The sequence below is a fragment of the Polyangium sp. y55x31 genome, from assembly GCF_029946505.1.
In the GTDB taxonomy this organism is placed as follows: domain Bacteria; phylum Myxococcota_A; class Polyangia; order Polyangiales; family Polyangiaceae; genus Polyangium.
Window position 1 is genome coordinate 106,346 of sequence record NZ_JARZHG010000021.1, and the last position, 17,622, is coordinate 123,967.

Annotated in this window: 11 protein-coding genes; 2 read left to right on the forward strand and 9 right to left on the reverse strand. The window is 70.5% G+C overall.

All coding sequences use genetic code 11. The features are described from left to right. The first annotated feature begins 62 nt into the window (after nucleotides 1-62). On the forward strand, nucleotides 63-2,411 hold the full coding sequence (locus tag QHF84_RS30520) for a DUF2169 domain-containing protein (protein WP_281316987.1): 2,349 nt from the start codon (nucleotides 63-65) through the stop codon (nucleotides 2,409-2,411). Nucleotides 2,412-2,480: 69 nt separating this feature from the next. Continuing rightward, nucleotides 2,481-2,978: a hypothetical protein gene (locus QHF84_RS30525; protein ID WP_281316988.1), complete on the forward strand. Its 498-nt coding sequence runs from the start codon at nucleotides 2,481-2,483 to the stop codon at nucleotides 2,976-2,978. 9 nt (nucleotides 2,979-2,987) lie between these two features. On the opposite strand, the gene QHF84_RS30530 is transcribed toward QHF84_RS30525, so the two are convergent. Genes QHF84_RS30530 through QHF84_RS30570 form a run of 9 tightly spaced genes read right to left on the reverse strand, consistent with a single transcriptional unit; the run spans nucleotide 2,988 to nucleotide 17,592 of the window. After that, nucleotides 2,988-4,766, reverse strand: a complete 1,779-nt coding sequence (locus QHF84_RS30530; protein ID WP_281316989.1) for a HEAT repeat domain-containing protein — start codon at nucleotides 4,764-4,766, stop codon at nucleotides 2,988-2,990. Further along, nucleotides 4,763-5,767 (reverse strand): hypothetical protein, encoded by a 1,005-nt coding sequence (locus tag QHF84_RS30535; RefSeq protein WP_281316990.1) that lies wholly within the window; start codon nucleotides 5,765-5,767, stop codon nucleotides 4,763-4,765. Before QHF84_RS30535 ends, QHF84_RS30530 begins: the two co-directional genes overlap by 4 nt. After that, a complete protein-coding gene (locus tag QHF84_RS30540; RefSeq protein ID WP_281316991.1) occupies nucleotides 5,764-7,275 on the reverse strand; it encodes a DUF2169 domain-containing protein in 1,512 nt (503 codons plus the stop codon). Before QHF84_RS30540 ends, QHF84_RS30535 begins: the two co-directional genes overlap by 4 nt. After that, entirely contained in the window at nucleotides 7,275-9,068 is a 1,794-nt protein-coding gene (locus QHF84_RS30545) for a PAAR-like domain-containing protein (RefSeq protein WP_281316992.1), read from the reverse strand. Before QHF84_RS30545 ends, QHF84_RS30540 begins: the two co-directional genes overlap by 1 nt. Nucleotides 9,069-9,101: 33 nt before the next feature. Then, complete coding sequence (locus QHF84_RS30550; protein WP_281316993.1) at nucleotides 9,102-9,863, reverse strand: hypothetical protein; 762 nt, start codon at nucleotides 9,861-9,863, stop codon at nucleotides 9,102-9,104. An 8-nt stretch (nucleotides 9,864-9,871) separates the two neighbouring features. Further along, the gene (gene tssI / locus QHF84_RS30555) at nucleotides 9,872-12,082 is read right to left on the reverse strand and encodes a type VI secretion system tip protein TssI/VgrG (protein WP_281316994.1); all 2,211 of its coding nucleotides are present in this window, start codon (nucleotides 12,080-12,082) and stop codon (nucleotides 9,872-9,874) included. 10 nt (nucleotides 12,083-12,092) lie between these two features. Continuing rightward, the gene (tssI, locus tag QHF84_RS30560; protein ID WP_281316995.1) at nucleotides 12,093-14,273 is read right to left on the reverse strand and encodes a type VI secretion system tip protein TssI/VgrG; all 2,181 of its coding nucleotides are present in this window, start codon (nucleotides 14,271-14,273) and stop codon (nucleotides 12,093-12,095) included. Between the two features lie 13 nt (nucleotides 14,274-14,286). Further along, the gene (gene tssI / locus QHF84_RS30565) at nucleotides 14,287-16,500 is read right to left on the reverse strand and encodes a type VI secretion system tip protein TssI/VgrG (RefSeq protein WP_281316996.1); all 2,214 of its coding nucleotides are present in this window, start codon (nucleotides 16,498-16,500) and stop codon (nucleotides 14,287-14,289) included. Nucleotides 16,501-16,503: 3 nt separating this feature from the next. Further along, nucleotides 16,504-17,592: a DUF2169 domain-containing protein gene (locus tag QHF84_RS30570; protein WP_281316997.1), complete on the reverse strand. Its 1,089-nt coding sequence runs from the start codon at nucleotides 17,590-17,592 to the stop codon at nucleotides 16,504-16,506. Nucleotides 17,593-17,622 lie beyond the last annotated feature (30 nt).

Sequence of the window (17,622 nt, forward strand, 5' to 3'; positions counted from 1 at the left end):
CAGCGCGTGATCCGAGGCCTCATCGAGCCATCGAGCGAGCGGCGCGATGGTAAGCTCGAGCCGTGCACGTCTCCGCGAAACCCCCGCTCGCCGCGGCGAAGCTCGTCTGGCAGCCGCGGCCCGACGCCTTCGTGATGACGGTCGTCTGCAAGGCGACGTACGCGCTGCGGAACGGGCCGTGCGAGCTCCTCGGTACGCCGGACGCGCCGCAGATGATGGACATGTACTGGCAGGACGGCTCGCCGCGCAGCGTCCGCCTGCCGAACGACCTCGCGCCGTTCAAGCGGCACGTGGACGTGATCGTCGTGGGGCACGCGTGGGCGCCCCACGGCCAGGCCGTGCCGTCGCTCGTGGCGCGGCTCGCGGTGGGCGGCGTGAACAAGGCGATCGTGGTGTACGGCGATCGGTATTGGCTCCCGGAAGGGAGGCTGTCGGACGCGGTGCCGTTCACGCGGATGCCGCTCCGCTGGATGCGCGCGGCGGGCGGGCCGAGATCGTGGAATCCCGTGGGGATCCCGCTGAGCGTCGACCCCCAGGCGCCGGGACATCCGCCGAATTTCGAGCCGGTGGGCTTCGTTTTGCGAAGTCCCACGCAGGAGATCCCGCCGGTCGGGCTCGGGCCGATCGCGGCGCGATGGCCGACGCGCGCCGAGCATTTGCGGGCGCACCGGAACGCGTGGTCGCACGAGGGATGGCACGAGCAGCCGCTGCCGGCGGGCGTGGATGCGTCGTACTGGAACGCGGCGCCGAAGGATCAGCAGATCACCGAGCTGCCTGCGCAGGCGCAGATCCTGCTCGAACACCTGCATCCCGAGCTGCCGCGAATGATCGCGGTGGTCGAGGATGTCCGGCCGCGGGCGATGGTGACGCGGAGCGGGGGCAGTCCGCAGGAGGTGTGGCTGCGCGCGGATACGCTGCTCATCGATACGGATCGAGGGGTCTGCAGCGTGACGTGGCGCGCGGCGGTGCCGCTCCGGTACGCGAAGGAAGAAGGGGTCGTGGTGGTCGCGCCGACGCGGGGGATCGCGGCGCCGGGTGTCGCGCCGAGTGTTCCGCCGAGCGTGCCGGCGAACGTTGCGCCGAGTGTTGCACCGAGCGTCCCGACAAACGTTGTGTCGAGCGTGCCGACGAACGTTCCGCCGAGCGTCCCGAACGCCCCGACGATGCCCGAAAAGCCGCGCGGACCACGCACGCTCACGATGCTGGGCGACGCGGCCCCGAAGCCTTCCGCCGCGCTTCCCTTCACGCCCTCGAGCGCCCCTGCGATGCCTCCGCCCGAGCCGCGGCGAGAGCGCCCATCGCTGTCGTTCGCGCGTGACGACGACGAGCCCACGCTGACCGGGAACGTGGGCAAACCCGAGGGGTTTTCGACCCTGCCGTTCCAGCGTTCGCCGTTGCGCCCGATCCAGGAGAGCAGCTCGCCGTCCGCGCCCGCCGCGGCGAGGACCTTGCCGCTGCTCGATCCGGACGACGATGGGACCGAGACGCGTGTCCCCGAGGCGAGGGCCGCCGCGGCCGCGCCCTTGCCGTTCGTCGCGGCCGGCAAGATCGATCCGGACGACGACGGCACGCAGACGCTCGTCCCCGCGGCGAAGCCCGCGGCAGCGCCCGCGCTGCCGTTCCAGCGCGCGCATACCATGACGGGCATCGAGGCGGCAGGCATGGTCCTCGGAGGTCCGCAAGCCGCGCCGTCGGCGTTGCCTTTCCGCGCACCGGCGCCCGCACCCGCGCCGGCCCCCGCGGCGGAGGAGCCCGATCCGGAGACCGAGCGGAAGCCGAAGCTCCAGCCCGATGCCGCGTTGCCCTTCGGGAAACCAAGCCCCGCGGCGTCGCCGCTGTTCGTGCTCTCCGCGCCGGCCGCGGCCCCGCCGCCGCCCGTGAACGCGCCGCCCGTGAGCTCCGCGCGCCCGACGCCGGTCGTCGCTGCGCCGCCGGTCGTCGCTGCGCCCGTGATCCCCGCGCCGCCCGCGATCCCTGCGTCGCCTGCGGTCCAGGGGACGCCGCTCTTTTCAGCGCCGCTCGGCGCAGGGGCGCCCGCATTCGCTGCGCCGCTCGGGAGCCCCGCGCCTCTCCCGTTCGCCGCGCCTGCTGCGACGTCGCCCGCACCTGCGGCACCCGCGCCGCCCAAGGAGGAACCAGAGCCTCCGCCCGTCAAACGCGGAGAGCTCTCGATCGAGCGGTATGCGCGGATCAAGGTCGATCTCTGGGGCGCGCGCGACGCGCTGCACGAGGTGCTTTCGCGCTACGGGATCGACGAGGTCGCGTGGCGCGTGCACGAGCGGCAGCAAGCAGAAGCGCTCGCGGGCGAGGCGCGCGAGGGCCGGTGTGATCTCGCCCTCGCGCTCTGCGCCGCGTTCGAGGCCGCAAAGGCCCCGGGCGTCGCGCCGCCGACCCTCGGCGGAATCGCGTGAAGCCATGACGCGAGGAAGCGATCCGCGTGCGCCGCGGACTCGTATAGAATCGAAGCACCTGGAGGAGCCATGAAGCGTGCAACCAACGTGCGCGGGATCGAAGCAGCGTCGGCGAAACGGGGGCCGCGGCTCCAGCCCGTACCGGGGCCGGCCCGGCGTCCCGCCTTGTTCACGGCCGAGGTCCACGCGCTCCGCGAGGACGGCGTCGTGCTCGGGATCGGCCACTCGACCGCGCCCGCGAAGCTCGATCCGTCGGTCCACCCGACCGTGATCGAAGGCGCCCGCGCGCGGTGCGAGCGTGTGCTCGTCGAGGAAAACGCGGACGGCACGCTCGTCGTGATCGGCGCGCTGCGCACGCAGCCCACGCCCGGCGTGGACGCGGCCGAGAGTTACACCATCAAAGCGAAGCGGATCGCGCTCGACGCCGGCGAGGAGCTCTCGCTCTCGGCGCAAACCGCGGCCGTCGTGCTGCGCGCGATCGGCGAGGTCGAGACGTACGCCGAGCGGATCCTGTCGCGCGCGGAAGGCGTGCACAAGATCGTCGGGCGCATGCTCCGGCTGAACTGAATCCTTCGGTCAGGTTTGGCGGGGCAATGCGTCGCGGGCCGCCGCGAGCGCGCGCTCCTGCACGACGATCCAGCCGGCGACGTCGAGGTGCACGGCCCTGCGCGTCACGAGCGCGAGCTCACGCGCGAGGATCGGCCGTTCGCCCTGGCGCGTGCCGCGCGCCGAGAGCTCGGTGACGATCGCGGACGGCGTCCACGGCTGGCCAAACCGCATGCGGGGGTTGTCGAGGGGCCGGCGTTCCTCGAACGCGCGTAGCCACGCCGCGAGCCGCTCCTCGAAATCGCCGCCCGCGAGCGCGCCCGGGCGCGGCGCCGAACCGCCGCCGATCCGCTCGAGGGCCCGCCCGATCCGATCCGCCTCGTCGAACGCCCCATTCGCGGCCGCGCGGCGGATGCCTTCGATGAGCACGGGCACGTGATCGGGGTGCCCGTGCCAGCCGAGCCAGGGCAAACCCTCGCGATCGAGGCTCGCCTCGGTGCCGACGAGGTTCCGATCGAAGGGGCTGCCGAGGAGGCACAGCGCTTCGAGGGCGATGCGGCGCGCGCGCAAGGTGGGGACGTCGTCCGTGCGGGGCCGCTGGAGCAAGGCGCGGAGGTGCTTCGGGCCGCGGGCGTCGCCGAGCGTGCCGAGGGCCGCGGCGGCGCTCGCGCCGGTGTCGGGATCGGGGCTGTCGAGCAGGCGCGCGAGGAGCGGCGCGGCCGCCTGCGCCGGCAAACGCGCCGCGAGGTCGATCGCCTTGTCGAGGACGGCCGGCGAAGGCGAGGGCCGCATGAGGAGCAGCACCGCGCTCGCCACGTCCACACGACCGCGCCGCGCCATCGCCGCGAGCGCGACCTCGACGAGCGCGGGATCGTCCTCGCGGCAGAGCTCGACGAGGGTGCGATCGATCGCCTCGTTCGAGCCGAGCGCGAACGCATCGACGAACGCCGGGTACGTCCGCGGGTGCGAGCGGCGCAGCGCCAGCACGACCCAGCGCATGGCCGTCTCCGAGGCGAGGCAACAAAGCGTGAAGGCGAGCGCGAAGGTCCGGCCGAAATCGGGCACGACCCACTCGATCGCATACGCGAAGAGCGACTCGACGAGCCCGAGCGAAGGCGCGGCCGGATCGAGCGGTCGTTCGAGCGCGACGAGCGCGTCGAGGTTGTCGAGCAGGCGCTGCTCGAAGGGGCCGGCGTCGACCCAGGGCTCGTGATCGTAGAGCCTGCGCAGGCTGCCGAGGCTCGCGATGTCCTCGAAGCAATCGCGCGCGATCGCGCGGATCTGCGCGAAGTCGCCCGCGGCGCTCCGCGACGCTTCGAGCAAGGCCCGCCCGCGCGCCCCGGCCGCGGCCGCCGCCTCCTCGCGCGAGAGCACCCGCGGCGGCGGCACGAAGACCGGATGCGCCCGCGGAACGCCGATGCTCGCGACGATCTCCTCGTTGTTCTGCGAAGCCTCCGCGGCCGCTCCCAACGCGCGCGCCGGCAGCCGTCCACGCAGCCGTTCGCTCGCGTCCGCGAGCCAGCGCGCCGCGCCTTCGATGCGGTTTCCCACCACCTCGTCGAGCGAGATCCGCTCGCGCGCCGCCTTCAGCGCGGCCGAGGTGCGCGACAGGGCTTCGAGCGCGTCCGCGTCGCGCGGCTCGTCCGCGACGAGGCGGCTCAAGAGCGCGATCCCCTCGCGGAGCACCTCGGCGAGCTCGTTCGCGTCCGAACGATCGGCGATCGCGAGCAAGCTGTCTTCGAGCGCGGACCGCACGCCTTCGAGCAGCGGCCGCGTCGACGTCGTTCCGGGCAAACCTTGCAACATCATGGCGCCCCCAGGGCGAAGGCGCCGCGCGCGGGGCCCTCGGACGCGAGCGTGACGAGCGCCTCCGGCGCCGGGGCGAACCCCAGGCGAAACGCCATGCACGCGTACGCCGCGTGCACCGCGCCGCTCGCCGCGCCCACGTCACCGAGCTCGTCGTAGAGGCGCGTCTCGATCGTCTTGGCCTCGTCGAAGGCCGACCGGTTCCGGATGCGCACGAAGCTCCACTCTTTCACGCGGTGCCGCTCCCCGTTCACGTCCGGCAGGACCCACGGCACGGGCGCGCGCATCGCCCCCGCCACGCGGAGCGCGACCTCCGTCGCGGCCTCGCCGATCTCCGTCCCGTCCTCGCGCTCCATCCCCGTCGCGACCGCGATCACGCGCGCGATCGGCGGCGCCGCGTCCTGCCGCGCGAGCACCACGAACGCCGCGGCCTCCGACGGGATGAAGCCGTTCCACGCCCCCTCCGCGTGCAGCCGCCGCTCCTTGTCGAGCGCCGCGAGCACCGCCGGATCGTGATGGCTGTCGACGCCGCCCACGACCACACACGGCCCCGCCCCGGGCGCCGCGAGCGCCGCGAGGCCTCGCGCGAGCGCCGCCGCGAAGCCCGCGTGCCCCAGCACCACGGCCTCCGAGGCCGGGAGCGCCACGGCCACGCCCGCGCGTTTGCCGAGGAGATCGAGGAAGTCCGGCCCGAGCGGCTCCTCCTCCTCCGCGCGCCGCGGCGGCAGTGAGAGGAACAGCGGGATCGGGCCCTTCGCCGCGCCGATCCCGCGCGTCGCCTCCACGAGCGCCGGCGCCGCGAGCTGGATCAGCCGCTCGCGCCCCTTGCAGGCGTCGTCGATGCGGATCGCGCGCACGTCACCGATCGTGTTCCCGCGCCGATCCCGATGCCCGGTTTTTCCGGGCGAGAGCTTGCGCGCGCGCAGCACGAGCGCCGATTGCCGCGCGTCGAGCCCGAGCGGGGTCGACATCCCCACGCCTGCGACGAGGCCCATCGTGGTCATCGGTCGCCCTCCTCGCGTGCCTCACCGAGCTTCGGCCCTTCGTACCGCACCTCTTCCTCGGCCGCGAGGCGCGTGAGCTCCGCGGCGAACGCCTTGTCCTCGGCCGCCTTCTCGCGGAAACGCCGCTCGAGCCGCCCGAAGGCCGCGATCCCGAGCCCTGCTTTCGCGAGCACCTTCGTCGGATCCTCGCGCCGCATCTTCGCCGCGATCGCCACGAACTCCTTGGGCGTGATCTCGGCCTCCCGCGGCGTCGCGAGCGCTTGCGAGGCGCGCTGGTAGGCCCGGACGTACTCCGCGCTCGGCCCGCCGTCGGCCTCCTCGCGCACGCTCGCGAGCCGCTGCGCCCACGCGCGTTCCTCGATCCCCCACGTGTAGTCGTCGATCCCGTGTTTCGCGAGCACCTCGCCGCGGGGCCACCGCTGCTCGGCGAGCTCGGCCGCTACCTGCGCGGCCTCGTGCGGCAGCATCTCCGGCTCGGCCGCGTTCGGGTGTCCCCACGTCTCGTAGCGCGCCATCAGGAGCTCCTCCTGGCTCAGGGCGGGCGGATCCTCGCCCTTTTGCGCGTCCTCGCGCTCCACGGCGTAGCGGAACCGCCCGCGCGGAAGCTCCCGCAGGACATCGTCCCACGCGCCCGCCGCGTCCTCGCTCCAGCGCCGCGGAGGAGCCCAGCCGATCACGATCCGGTCCACGTCGAGGTCCGGTTTGTCCGTGGTCTCGACGAGCCCCCGCCAGGTCACGTCCACCGTCGATTGATCCAGATCGATCGCGACGCCGTCGATGAAGAGCTCCACGTCTCCGCGGCGCACGCGGGCGGAGCTATAGTCCACGAGCGCGCGCGGCGCGTACATGGGCAGCGCGATCTCCCACGCCGCCGCGGGATCCGGCCCGAGCCCCGCGAGGTAGATCGACGTCACTTCGTCGACCTCGTACGAAATCTCCTTCGTACCCGCCTGGTAGACGCTGAGGTCGAATGTCTCCGGGTGCAGGAAATCGTGCCTCGATCCGTCGTGGCAGGCCTCTGGCCCGAGATCGATCTCCCGGCCGTGCGGCGTCCGCGTGTGCGGCGGCCGGAGCGGGATTCGCCCGGGTTTGTCCGCCTGCACCATGAACGGGAGGCGCCGCGCCCCGAGGCCCACCTCGGCGAGGCGCGGCAAGGCGCTCGGCCCGAGCGTGCCGGAGGGCAGGGGGACGATCTCCACGTGCCCCGCGAGCGTCAGATCGACCGTGAGGCGCAAGGGGACGAAATCGTCGATGCGCACGGGCTCGCCGGGCGCGCTCGGGCCTGCATGCAGGCGCCGCGGCGGCGCGGGCTCGAGCGGGATCGGCCGGTGCGCCGCGCTCCGATCGAAGCGGAACGTGGCGACGACGAAGATCGATAGCCAGTTCCGATCGACGCTCCAGGGCAAGACGCCGACATGGCAAGGCAGGGGTTTGGCGCGGCGCTCTCCGGGGGGACGAACTGGCGACTCCGCGACGAGGATGCGGCGAAAAGGCGCGGCCTTGGGCATCAGTTGCTGATGAGGGTTGCGAGGTCGGTCTTCTTGAACTCGGTCTTGAGGCAGTCGGGCCACCACGCGCCCGTCTGCTCGTAGCTGTAGAACCAGACGTCGATCTTGATGAGGCCCGTGAGACCGGCCTTGAGCTCACCGTCGCCCGACTTGAGCGCGAGGCCGGCGTCGCTCGCTTCGAGGAGCAGCTCCCACTTCGACTCGACCTGGATCCGGCCCTCGATCTGCAGCCAATCACGCACCTGGACGCGGATGAAGGCGTAGATCTTGACCTCGACCGGCAGCTTCACGCCCGCCGTGTCCCATTGCCAGCCCCGCGCCTTCGTCCATTTGAACGAGATGTACGCCGCCGCGGAGATGCTCACCTCGACGCCGAACCCGATGCTCGCCTCGGCGCCCATGCGCTGGATGATCCAGCCGACCGCGCTCGCGGCGACGCCGCCGACGAACGGGACGATCGCGAGGAAGTTCGTGAGCGGGCAGCTCCCCTCGAACTTCAGCTCGAAGAGGAGGCCGCTGACGCTGACCTCCGTCGTGCGCACCATCCGGTAGAGATCCGCGTCCTCGCCCGGCTCCCACTTGAACTGGATCTCGACCTTGAAGTCGTCGCCGGGGGCCTTGATGCTGCCCTCGGTCTCGACCCGGCCGAGACGCGCGAACTGCTGGACGGTCTCGAGGCTGCGGTTGATCCAGCGGCCCACGCGGATGATGGGTTCGAGCGGGAGCTCGAAGGTGAACTCGCCCTCGGGATAACAGTGCACCTCGTAGCTGACCCCGCCGCTGCACGCGCGGCCGGTGATCAGGATGCGGACCGGGTTCTGGTAGGCGCGCCAGGCCCAGAGGAACTCGGCCAGCGTGCGCAGGTTGTTCAGCGCCGATTCCTCCAGCCGTTTGTCGTACTGGATCTGCTGGTACGCGCGCCGCCCGTCCTGGTTCTCGACGCGCGACGAGCCGCGCGCCGCCGCGTTCTGCCGCGCGTAGTTGTTCTTGTCGTTGATGCGCCGGCGTTTCGTCGCGTCGGAGTCGTTCTGCGAGGCTTCGCCGGAGAACTCGATCGGGCCGCCGTACTTCGGGTTCCAGTCCTCGCCGAGCGTGATCTCGTCGCCGTCCATCTCGCCCGTCTTGTCCGGGATCGCAGCGCCGAGCGCGGTCAGGCCGCCCGATCGGGTGAGCAGCCACTTCATGTGCGGCGGCTGGACGCAGTCCGGCGGCGCGTCGGGCACCTTCGCGTTCTTCCGCTTCGCGACGATCTTGATCTCGTCGCCGCGCTTGATGTCGATCTGCGGCATGTTGCCGACGAACGGGGCTTCCTCGTCGCCGCCCTTGATCTCCGACGTGTCGTAGGAGCAGCGCTTGAAGAACTCCTCGGGGTTGTCCGTGAGCAGCTCCGGCGGCACGTCCTGCAGGATCTTGCCCGTCGTGTTCGAGTGGTTCTGCGTCGTGGGATCGTCGGTCCGCGCGGGCGGTTTGCCCTCGGCGCGGACGTCGGGCGAGCCGGCCGTGGCCCGCGCCTCCTCGCGGTACGTGCCGCTCACGACGCCGCCGCCCGAGTCGCCATGCGCGGGATCACTCGGCGTGATCGCCTCGCCCACGCGCACGACGTTGCCGTTCTGGAAGAGGGTTTTACCGGACGTGTGCTCGACGGCCTTGTCCGTCGTCACGTGGTTGATGTGCGGCACGGGCTTCTGCTTCGGCGGATCGAAGCAGACGTCCGTCGGGCCGATCGTCATGGCGGTGTGATCGCTGGTCTTCGTCGTGACGCCGCGGTCTTCGTTCGTAACGGTCGCGCCCATCGCTCGTCCCTCCGTCGCCTCGAGATCGGTCCGTCAGCAGAAAATGCGCCAGCGCCCATCGAGACGCGTCATGTAGAAATTCGAGCCCCAGCCGAGCGTGGGTTCGTCGCGGTGCTGCGCGCGCACCGCGGGTTTGCCGGAGGCGCGGCGCACGTAGGCGACGCGGCCGTCGGCGTAGCGGTCGAAGCGCAGGTCGTGCGCGTCGAAGGGCTCCATGATCCAGGGCTCGTTCATCCGCTTCATGGCCTCGGCGCGCGAGAGCGGCTGCGGGCCGTAATAACGCTCGAACTCGCTCACCTTGAGGTCCATCGCCGCCTCGAAGCGCCCGGCGTCGCGCGTCGCGAACGCGTCGTAGAGCTCTTGCACGGCCGCGCGTTGATCGACGGTGCCCTCGGCCGGAAACTCCTCGCGCGAGCCGCGCCGGTACACGGGATCGGGCAGGTCGTCGTCGATGCGCAAGACGCCGCCGCCCACGAGCGGTAGTTCGATCGGTAGGCCCAGCGCCGCGACGCTCTTCGGGTAGTCCCACGTGAAGACGGCGCGATCGAGGTCCTCCGCGAGCCGCACGGAGATCTCGAAATGCGGCCCGAGATCCGGCGTGAGGGGCGAGCGCGGCGAGGGCGAGAGCTCGACCGTGATCGTGTTCTCGCCGCGGACGAGCCAGTGCGTGACGGGCCCGATCGGCGCGACGTTGTCGGGGACGATCCGGTCGTAGATCGGGATGCCGTTAATGAGCGCGCGCGCGTGCGATGCCGGCCTGTGGAGGATGCGATAGAGGTAGTTCGTGTGGGCCATCGCCTTCCTCAGTTCTGCGACGACGTCGTCGACCCGAGGTTGTTCGCCTGCTGCGTGTCGATCGTGATCTCGCTCGGCGCCTTCATGTCGATCCGGCCGCTCTTCAGGTGGATCTCGGTCTCGCCGACCTTCAGCGTGATCTCGGGCGCGGAGAGGGTCGTGCTCGTCGACTCGATGCGGAGCCGTTCGAGGCCCGAGAGGAGAAGCTCTTTCAGCGACACGACGGCGTAGTCGTTCGCCACGGTCGTCGTGCGCGACTCCTCGGCGCGCGACGCGTGTTTCTCGTCGGCCTTGCTGAAGACGAGGCCGCTCACGGTCTCGTTCCGGACCTTCTCCGTGTTCTCGGCCTTGTTGAGCTTGCCGATCTCGACGATCGAGCCGCCCACGACGAGCGTCGAGGTCTTGCCGCCCGTGACCGCGTTCGTGTGCCCGGACTGCTCGAAGACGTGGCCGCCGATGATCTCCGTCATGTTCTGCTCGACCGCGACGTTGTCGTCCGTGTGCGTGTCGCGCAGGTGCGAGCCGCCGATCGTGATCGTGTGGTCCTTGTGGACCGTGTCGGTCTGCGAGGCCGAGATGGTCGCGGTGCGGTTGCCGCCGATGTTCACGGTCAGGTTGCCGTCGACCTTGGACGCGCTGTCGTCCGTCACGTTGATGGTCTCGTTCGCGCCGATCCGGATCGCCTCGTTGCCCTTGACGGTCCGCTGCTCGACGTTGCCGACCTTCTCGTCCTGGTTGTTCGCGACGACGATGTTCTGGTCCTTCTGCGCGTGGACGTGGATCTCCTGCGCGCCGGCCAGATCGTCGAAGCGGATCATGTTGTAGCCCGAGGGTTTGTCCGTCGAGCGCGGCGAGGTCAGCGAGTGGAGCGAGGTGCGCATCTTGCGAATCGGCAGCTCCTCGAGGAAGGGATCGGCCGCGTTGAAGACACGGCCGAGGATGACGGGCCGATCCGGATCGCCCTCCAGGAACTGGCAGAGCACCTCCCAGCCGATACGCGGCATCGCCGACGAACGGCCCGTGTTGTCCTGCAAGACCGGGATCCAGTGCGAGCAGGTGTCGTCCTTCGGCTGCAGCCGATCCCACGGGAAATGAACCTTCACGCGGCCCCACGCGTCCGTGTGGATGTCCGCGCCCGCGGGGCCCGTCACGAAGCCCGTGAGCGGGTTCGGCAACGTCGGCACGTACGTCTCGCAGAGCGGCCGATACACCACGTCCGCGGGCAGCGCCTCGAACGCGACCGAAAACGACGACGTGGTCCGATCCCAGTCGTGCACGATCTTCGTCAGCACGTACTCGCCGTCCGCGACCCCGGAGGGCGCGTCGATGAGCGAGAAGATCGTGCCCGTCGCCATGCGCCCCGCCGTCGATCGACCCGCGAGGCGGCGCTTCACGCAGGCGAGCGCCGCGGCCCGGAGGTTCGCCTTCGCCTGGCCCTGCGCGGGCAACTCGTACTCGCCCGGATAGTCGTACCACTCGGGCCCCCACGCCGTCGGGCCCTTGGCCGAGACATCCATGTCGAGGCGCGGCCGCTCCGGGTTGAAGTCGCGCAGCGAGACCTTGCCCGCCGTCGCGCGGCCCGCCCAGCCGACCTCGAAGATCGCGTCGCGGTTCTCGTGGAGCCCCGAGTCGTGGTGGAACGCGAGCGTCCCCGGGCCCTCGACGTACGCGCTCGTGAAATCGCCGAGGACCATGCGGCCCTCGTCGTCGACCACGTAGAAGATCCCCTCGTCTTCGAGCAGCCGCGCCGCGAAATCGAGGTCCGACTCGCGCATCTGCACGCAGTACGGGCGCTTGACGTACGACCCGACGAGCCGCTGATCCACGGTCACGCCGTGCGCGCCGATCACCTCGGCCACGATCTCGGGCGCGGATTTGTCGCGGAAGATCCGGATGTCGACGCGGTGCCTCGCGGTCGCGAGGCGCGGCTCGAGCACGAGCGTCACCTTGCCCGTGCCCGCGTTCCCCTTGCGCGTCGCGGCGCGCTTGATCTGCGTCACCACGCCCTGGATCCGCCGCTCGTCGGCGGCGCGCGTCAGCGTGACCGTGGCATCCGTGAAGATGAGCGCGTCCGGATCCAGCGCGTCGGTGGGCTCGACCTGGAGCGTGATCTCGAAGCGGTACGGGCGCGAGAGCGCCTCCTCGCCCGTGATGGTCTTGACGGGGTACGTCGTGCCCCTGAGCGAGAGGAAGTAACGAAGCGGATCCTCGGTTGCCACGGCGTCCTCCTCAGTTGTGCTCGATCATCCCGCTGTCGGCGTCGAACGTCGCGCCCGACAAATCGAGGCTCGGCGTCGTGATCGTGATCGCGCTCGTGGTCATCGTGAGCACGCTCGATCCGCACGTGAAACGGATGGTCTCGACCGCCTCGATGTGCACGACGGGCGCGCTGCCGACGACCGCTGACGTGACCTTCCACGTCGACGTCGTGTCGGCGTTGTCGAGGTACTTCTCGTTCGAGACGCAGACGATCGAGCCGCCCACCTCCTCGTTCCACGCCTTGTTCACGTCGAGGGCGCGGTCCTTCTTCGCCACCTCGATCTTCGAGCCGGCGATGACCTGCACCGAGTCCTTGCGCGCGACCTCGGAGACGTCCTCGCCCGCGATCTTCACGACGCTGCCGCCGACGACCGTCACCATGTCGCGCGACGTGCGGTTGATGTTGTTCGGCGTGATCTCGATGAGCGAGCCGCCGACGGAGAGCGTGCGATCTCCCTTCACGGACGTGCGGTGCGCGTCGCCCACGCGGATCGTCCGCGAGCCGCCCACCGTCTCCGTCTCGTTGCCCGAGATCGTCTTGATGCGCAGGCCCGAGACCGTCAGCGTCTCGTTGCCGCCGATCCGGATCTGCTGATCGCCGATCACGCGCTCCTCCTGGGAGGCGTGGATCGTCAGGTCGTGGTTCGCCCCGACGGTGCGCGTGGAGTCGTTCTGGATGCTCTCCCAGCGGGAATCGAGGACGATGTAGTTCATGTCGCGCGAGGCGTTGATGAACATCTCCTCGGCGCCCATCCGGTCCTCGAAGTAGATCTCGTTCGCCGTGCCGTTCGCGGGCACCGTCGCCGTCTTCCACACGACACGCGTCATGTTCCCGGGCAGCTTGTACTCGGGCAGGCGCTCACCGTCGTGGATGCGCCAGATCACGCTCGGCGCGTCGACGCCGCCCTCCTCGTTGAAGGTCGCGACGTTCCAGCCCATGCGCGGGAAGAGCATCGATCCCGGGGCCGCGCGTTGCGCCACGCGCATCCACGTGCCGCCCTTCTCGTTGCGCGGGCCGAGCCGGTCCCAGTGCAGGATCGTCCGCACCCGCGCGAGCTCGTCCGGATGCACCTCCTGCCCATCGGGCCCGATCACCTGCCCGAGCTGGAGCCCGGCCTGCTTCGCCTCCGGCGTCAAGCGCTCGGGTCGGAACGTGACCTCGGCCCGGATCGCCCAGAAGCGCGTGTCGCACGGCTGATGCTCGTCCCCGTCGACCTCGACGCGCGTCACGAGGTACCGCCCGTTCAGCTTGCCGACCGGGTGCCCGTCGATCTCCAGCGTGACGCCGGGGTAGGGGCGCACGCTCGTCGACAAACCCATCACGCCCGCCCGCGCCGCCACGGCCGCGTCGTGCTGATCCCGCACCCGCACTTCGAGGATCGCCTCCATCCCCGTGCCGCCGCCCGGCGCGTCGTACACCTCGTGCCGGCCCGCGCCGGTCTGCGCCTTGATCGGTTTGAGAGGCCGTTTGAGGTCGTACGACTTCGCCGCGAACCGACCCGTCGACGCCACGCTCATGGATCCGAGCTGCGTCACCGCGTCCTGCTTCGGCTGGAGCGCGCTCTCGCGCACCCACGGCAAAAGCACGCCACCCGGCATGTCCGGCGCGGCCGTGGAGTCGTCCGAGAAGACGGTGATCGAGCCCGCGTCGTGATCGAACCAGTAGTAAATCCCCTCTTCTTCGAGGAGGCGGCTCACGTAGGTCCAGTCGTCCTCGCGGTACTGCGCGCGGTAGGGGTAACGCGGGTAGCTGCGCGTGAGCGCCCAGCGGTATTTTCCCGTGTAGTCGGCGAGCACGTCGTCGACCACGTCCTGCACACGGACGTCCTGCGACGCGTAGCAGTCACGGCCGAGCGACTGCCGCCACATCATCGGCCGGAGGACGATCGTCGCCCGCCCGCGATCGTTGTCGAGCGCCCGCGCGCTCGCCTCGGCCACGACGCCCGTGACCACGCGCTCCTTGTGCGCCTGATCCCGCAGGGTCAGCGTCGCTTCCGCGCCGATCACCACGTCGACGTCGGGCAGCGGCAGCTCCACCTCGATCGCGACCTCGTACCGGAAGAGGGTGGAGAGCGCCTCCTCTCCGCGGAGCGAGAGCACGCGGCGCACCTCGATCCCCGGGACGACGAGCTCGGCGAATGCAAGTTCCATCGCGCCTTCTCCTTCAGGGCGTCAGCTTCTCGGGGTTGCCGCGCAGGGTGATCTTGGTCTCGCTCTCCTGCTTGAGCGGACCGGTGATGGTCACGTTCCCGGGCGTCATCTCGATCGAGAGCGCGCCTGCGCGGAGCGCGATCGAGGCCGACGAGACGAGCTCGATGGCGCGGCTCCGGAGCTCCATGCGCTCCGCCGATCGGAAAAACGCCGAGCCGCGCACGTTCACCGCCGTCTGCTTCGCGGACACGCTCATGTCGCTCTTCGACTTGCGCAGGACGAACCCGCTCACGAAGGTGCCGAGGTTCTCGGCCACCGCCTCCTTGACGCTCTCGTCCATGCCGATCGTGATCTTCGAGCCCCCGGCGTACTCGAAGAGCATCTCGCCGGCCTCGTGGGCCACCGAGCCGCCCGCCATCGAGATCGACGAGCCGCCCACGATCCGCGTCAGCGTCTTCTGGACCGAGCGATCGATCGAGCCGGTCTCGTCGTTGCCCGAGCGCGTGTAGCGCGTCCCGCCCACCGTCTCGACGTCGTTCTCCATCACGGAGGTCTCGACGCCGAGCGTGACGTCGATGGACTCCTCCCCGCCGATCGAGTGGTTCCGGTCGACGTTGACCTTGTGCACGACGTGCCGGCCCACGGTCCGCGTCTGGTTGCCGCCGATGTCGATCGTCTGGTTCTTCTCGACCGTGCGGGTCGAGTTGCTCTCGATGAGCACCGTCTGATTGACCCCGATCGTCTCGGTCCGGTCGTGCTGGACGAGGGTCTTGAAGTCCTTCTGGGCGTGCCAGTCCATGTGCATCGAGCCCGCCGAGTCCTCCAGGCGCAGCTCGTTGAACCCGGCCTTGCCCGGGTACGTCTCCGTGCGGATCGTCATCCGGTTGCGGAACGCGGGCTGGCTGTACATCGGGACCATCTGGCCGTTGATCTGCCGCGCGAGGCCGACGGGGCGCGTCGGATCACCGTCGATGTAGGCGACGCTGATCTCCCAGCCGACACGTGCGAGCGCGATCGAGGTCGAGATCTCCTGCGCCATGCGGATCCAGCGTGAGTCCTCGTCCGTGCCCTTGGCCTCGCGATCCCAGTGGAACTGCACCTTCGCGCGGCCGTACGCGTCCGTATGGATCTCCTCGCCCGCGGGGCCACGCACCATCACGGTGTGGTTGCCCTGGATCTCGGGCCGCTCCGTCTTCACGGCCGGCCGGAACGGGACGTCCGCGGGGATCGCGCGGAAGCGGTTCTCGTAGTGCGCGACGCCCGCCTCCTCGCGGTACTCGTGCTCCACGTGCACGAGCAGGTAGCGGCCGCTGAAGCTCGCGCCCTCCTCGTGCGTGAACGAGAAAACGCGCGCCGGCGCGAACGAAAAGACCGTGCTCGTGCCCTCGACGAAGCGCTTCTGCGCGCAGAGCGCCTCGACCCGGAGCTTGGCCAGCACCTCGCCCGTGGCCGGATCGCGGTACCCGACGGGGTAATCGTAGACCTCGAGGTGCGTGTCCTTCGCGCCCGAAGCCGAGGCGAGGAGCGACAGGGCCGGCGTCTTCCAGTTGTGATCGTTGACCGTGGCCTTGCCGGATCCCACGACCGCGCCGCGCTCGAACGACGTGACGCCGAAGTCGCCGTGCGAGAGCGCGCCCGCCGAATCGATGAGCTCGAACTCCGCGCCGCCCTCGACCTCGGGCGAGGCCGAGGACGCGTCGCCGATGCTCATCGTGCCGTCGGGATCGAACGTGTAATAAAAACCCTCGAACTCCAGCATCCGCGACACGAATGCGAGGTTCGTCTCGCGATACTGCACGCAGTACGGCTGCGACGCCGATTTCCGCGTGGTGCGGAACGCGTGCTTCACCGCGCCCTCGCCCAAGACCTTCGAGACGATCGGCTCGGCGGGCTGGTCGCGCCACTTGCGCGTGTTCTTGTCGAGGCCGAGGAACCAGAGCGAGGGCCGGAGCTCGAGCTCGTAGTGCAGGTGGCCGTCCTTCTCGTCGAGGAAGCGGCCCCGCGCGAGCTGCATGGAGAACCTGCGCTTCTCCTGCCCGTCCCAGTAGATCACGACCGTGGCCGGCTCTTCGAGCAGCCCCTCGACGTCGAGATCCGAGGCCACCGCGACCTCGACCCAGGCCCCGCCGAGCTCGCTCATGCCCTCTTCGATGCGCATCCGGAGCGCCGGCCAGGAGGCGTCGCCGATGCTCAAGAAGACTTCGATCCGCAACGCTTTCTTGCTCATGGCCTACACACTCCTCGCGTGCGCCGGATCCGCGGCCCGTCCCGCCCCTACGCTCCGGCCCGGGTCGCGGATCACGTCCTCCGGGAGCGTGCCCACCCCGAGCACGTAGATCCGCTCGAGCCGCTCCCATTTTCGCGGCAGCACGATCGACGCCCGCCACGTGAGCTCCACGGCGCGGGTCTCGGTATCGATCAGAAACCCGTCGAGGTGCGTCTCGTACGCGACCTTCTTGCCGTCGATCTGGCTGCCGAACTGCACGGCGTATCGGGGCAAACGGAAGCGCCAGACGCCGTCCGGCAAGACGCCGCCCACCTCGACCGGCTCGTCGCCGAGGAGCGGCGCGCCGCTATACAAACCCGGCACCGACCAGGCGTGGTGCATCGGATCGAAATCGCGCGGCCGCACGGGCGCGCGGCTCTTCGCCCACGCCGCGTCGTGCGTGCCGATGCGCGAGCGCCGTGGCTCCCAGTGCGCCGGGATCGGCGAAAACGCGCCGTACGAGGCGTGGCACGGGGCGCCGCCTTCCTCGATGGAGGCCGGTTCGAGCGGCGGCGCGGGCTCGCCGAGGAGGCGGGTGGGCTGGCTGGAAAAACCCATCCCGATCGGGTTCGCGGGCTCGAACGCGCCCGAGATGTGGTCCATGCCGCCGTAGCACTTGTCGAAGCGGAGCGGCACGGGCTCGACGAACGGCGCGGGATCCGAGGGCGCGACGGCGCCGCGCCAGTTCTTCACGTACACGCGCGGCCCGTGCACGACGACGACCTTGCGCAGCGTGCCGACCTGGAGCCACGCATAAACGCGCCCCTTGATCCCGGCCGAGCGCGGCGGCGGATACGCGATTCCCACGAGGCCGACGTCGGTGCCGGGCTTCTCGTCGGCCACGAGATCCGCTGGAAAACGCACGCCCCCGCCGCCGTCGCCCTCGTCGACGCGGCGCACCGGCGCGAGCGCGAGCCTCGGCGCGCCCTCGCGGCTCACCTTGTAGGCCATCTTGGCCACGACGACGGCGACGTCGCGGCCGTGCCGGTCCATCGTCGTTTCGCCGTCGACGCTCGCCCAGCTGATGTTCTCGACGAGCGCCTCGAAATTCATTGCGGCACGGATGGTAAACGCACCCGTCGC

What these genes read in the sequence shown, in the direction of transcription:
- QHF84_RS30540 (WP_281316991.1), bottom strand. Translation starts at nt 7,275, where the DNA reads ATGCCCAAGGCCGCGCCTTTTCGCCGCATCCTCGTCGCGGAGTCGCCA.
- tssI (WP_281316996.1), bottom strand. Translation starts at nt 16,500, where the DNA reads ATGAGCAAGAAAGCGTTGCGGATCGAAGTCTTCTTGAGCATCGGCGAC.
- QHF84_RS30570 (WP_281316997.1), bottom strand. Translation starts at nt 17,592, where the DNA reads ATGAATTTCGAGGCGCTCGTCGAGAACATCAGCTGGGCGAGCGTCGAC.
- QHF84_RS30530 (WP_281316989.1), bottom strand. Translation starts at nt 4,766, where the DNA reads ATGATGTTGCAAGGTTTGCCCGGAACGACGTCGACGCGGCCGCTGCTC.
- QHF84_RS30535 (WP_281316990.1), bottom strand. Translation starts at nt 5,767, where the DNA reads ATGACCACGATGGGCCTCGTCGCAGGCGTGGGGATGTCGACCCCGCTC.
- tssI (WP_281316995.1), bottom strand. Translation starts at nt 14,273, where the DNA reads ATGGAACTTGCATTCGCCGAGCTCGTCGTCCCGGGGATCGAGGTGCGC.
- QHF84_RS30525 (WP_281316988.1), top strand. Translation starts at nt 2,481, where the DNA reads ATGAAGCGTGCAACCAACGTGCGCGGGATCGAAGCAGCGTCGGCGAAA.
- QHF84_RS30550 (WP_281316993.1), bottom strand. Translation starts at nt 9,863, where the DNA reads ATGGCCCACACGAACTACCTCTATCGCATCCTCCACAGGCCGGCATCG.
- QHF84_RS30545 (WP_281316992.1), bottom strand. Translation starts at nt 9,068, where the DNA reads ATGGGCGCGACCGTTACGAACGAAGACCGCGGCGTCACGACGAAGACC.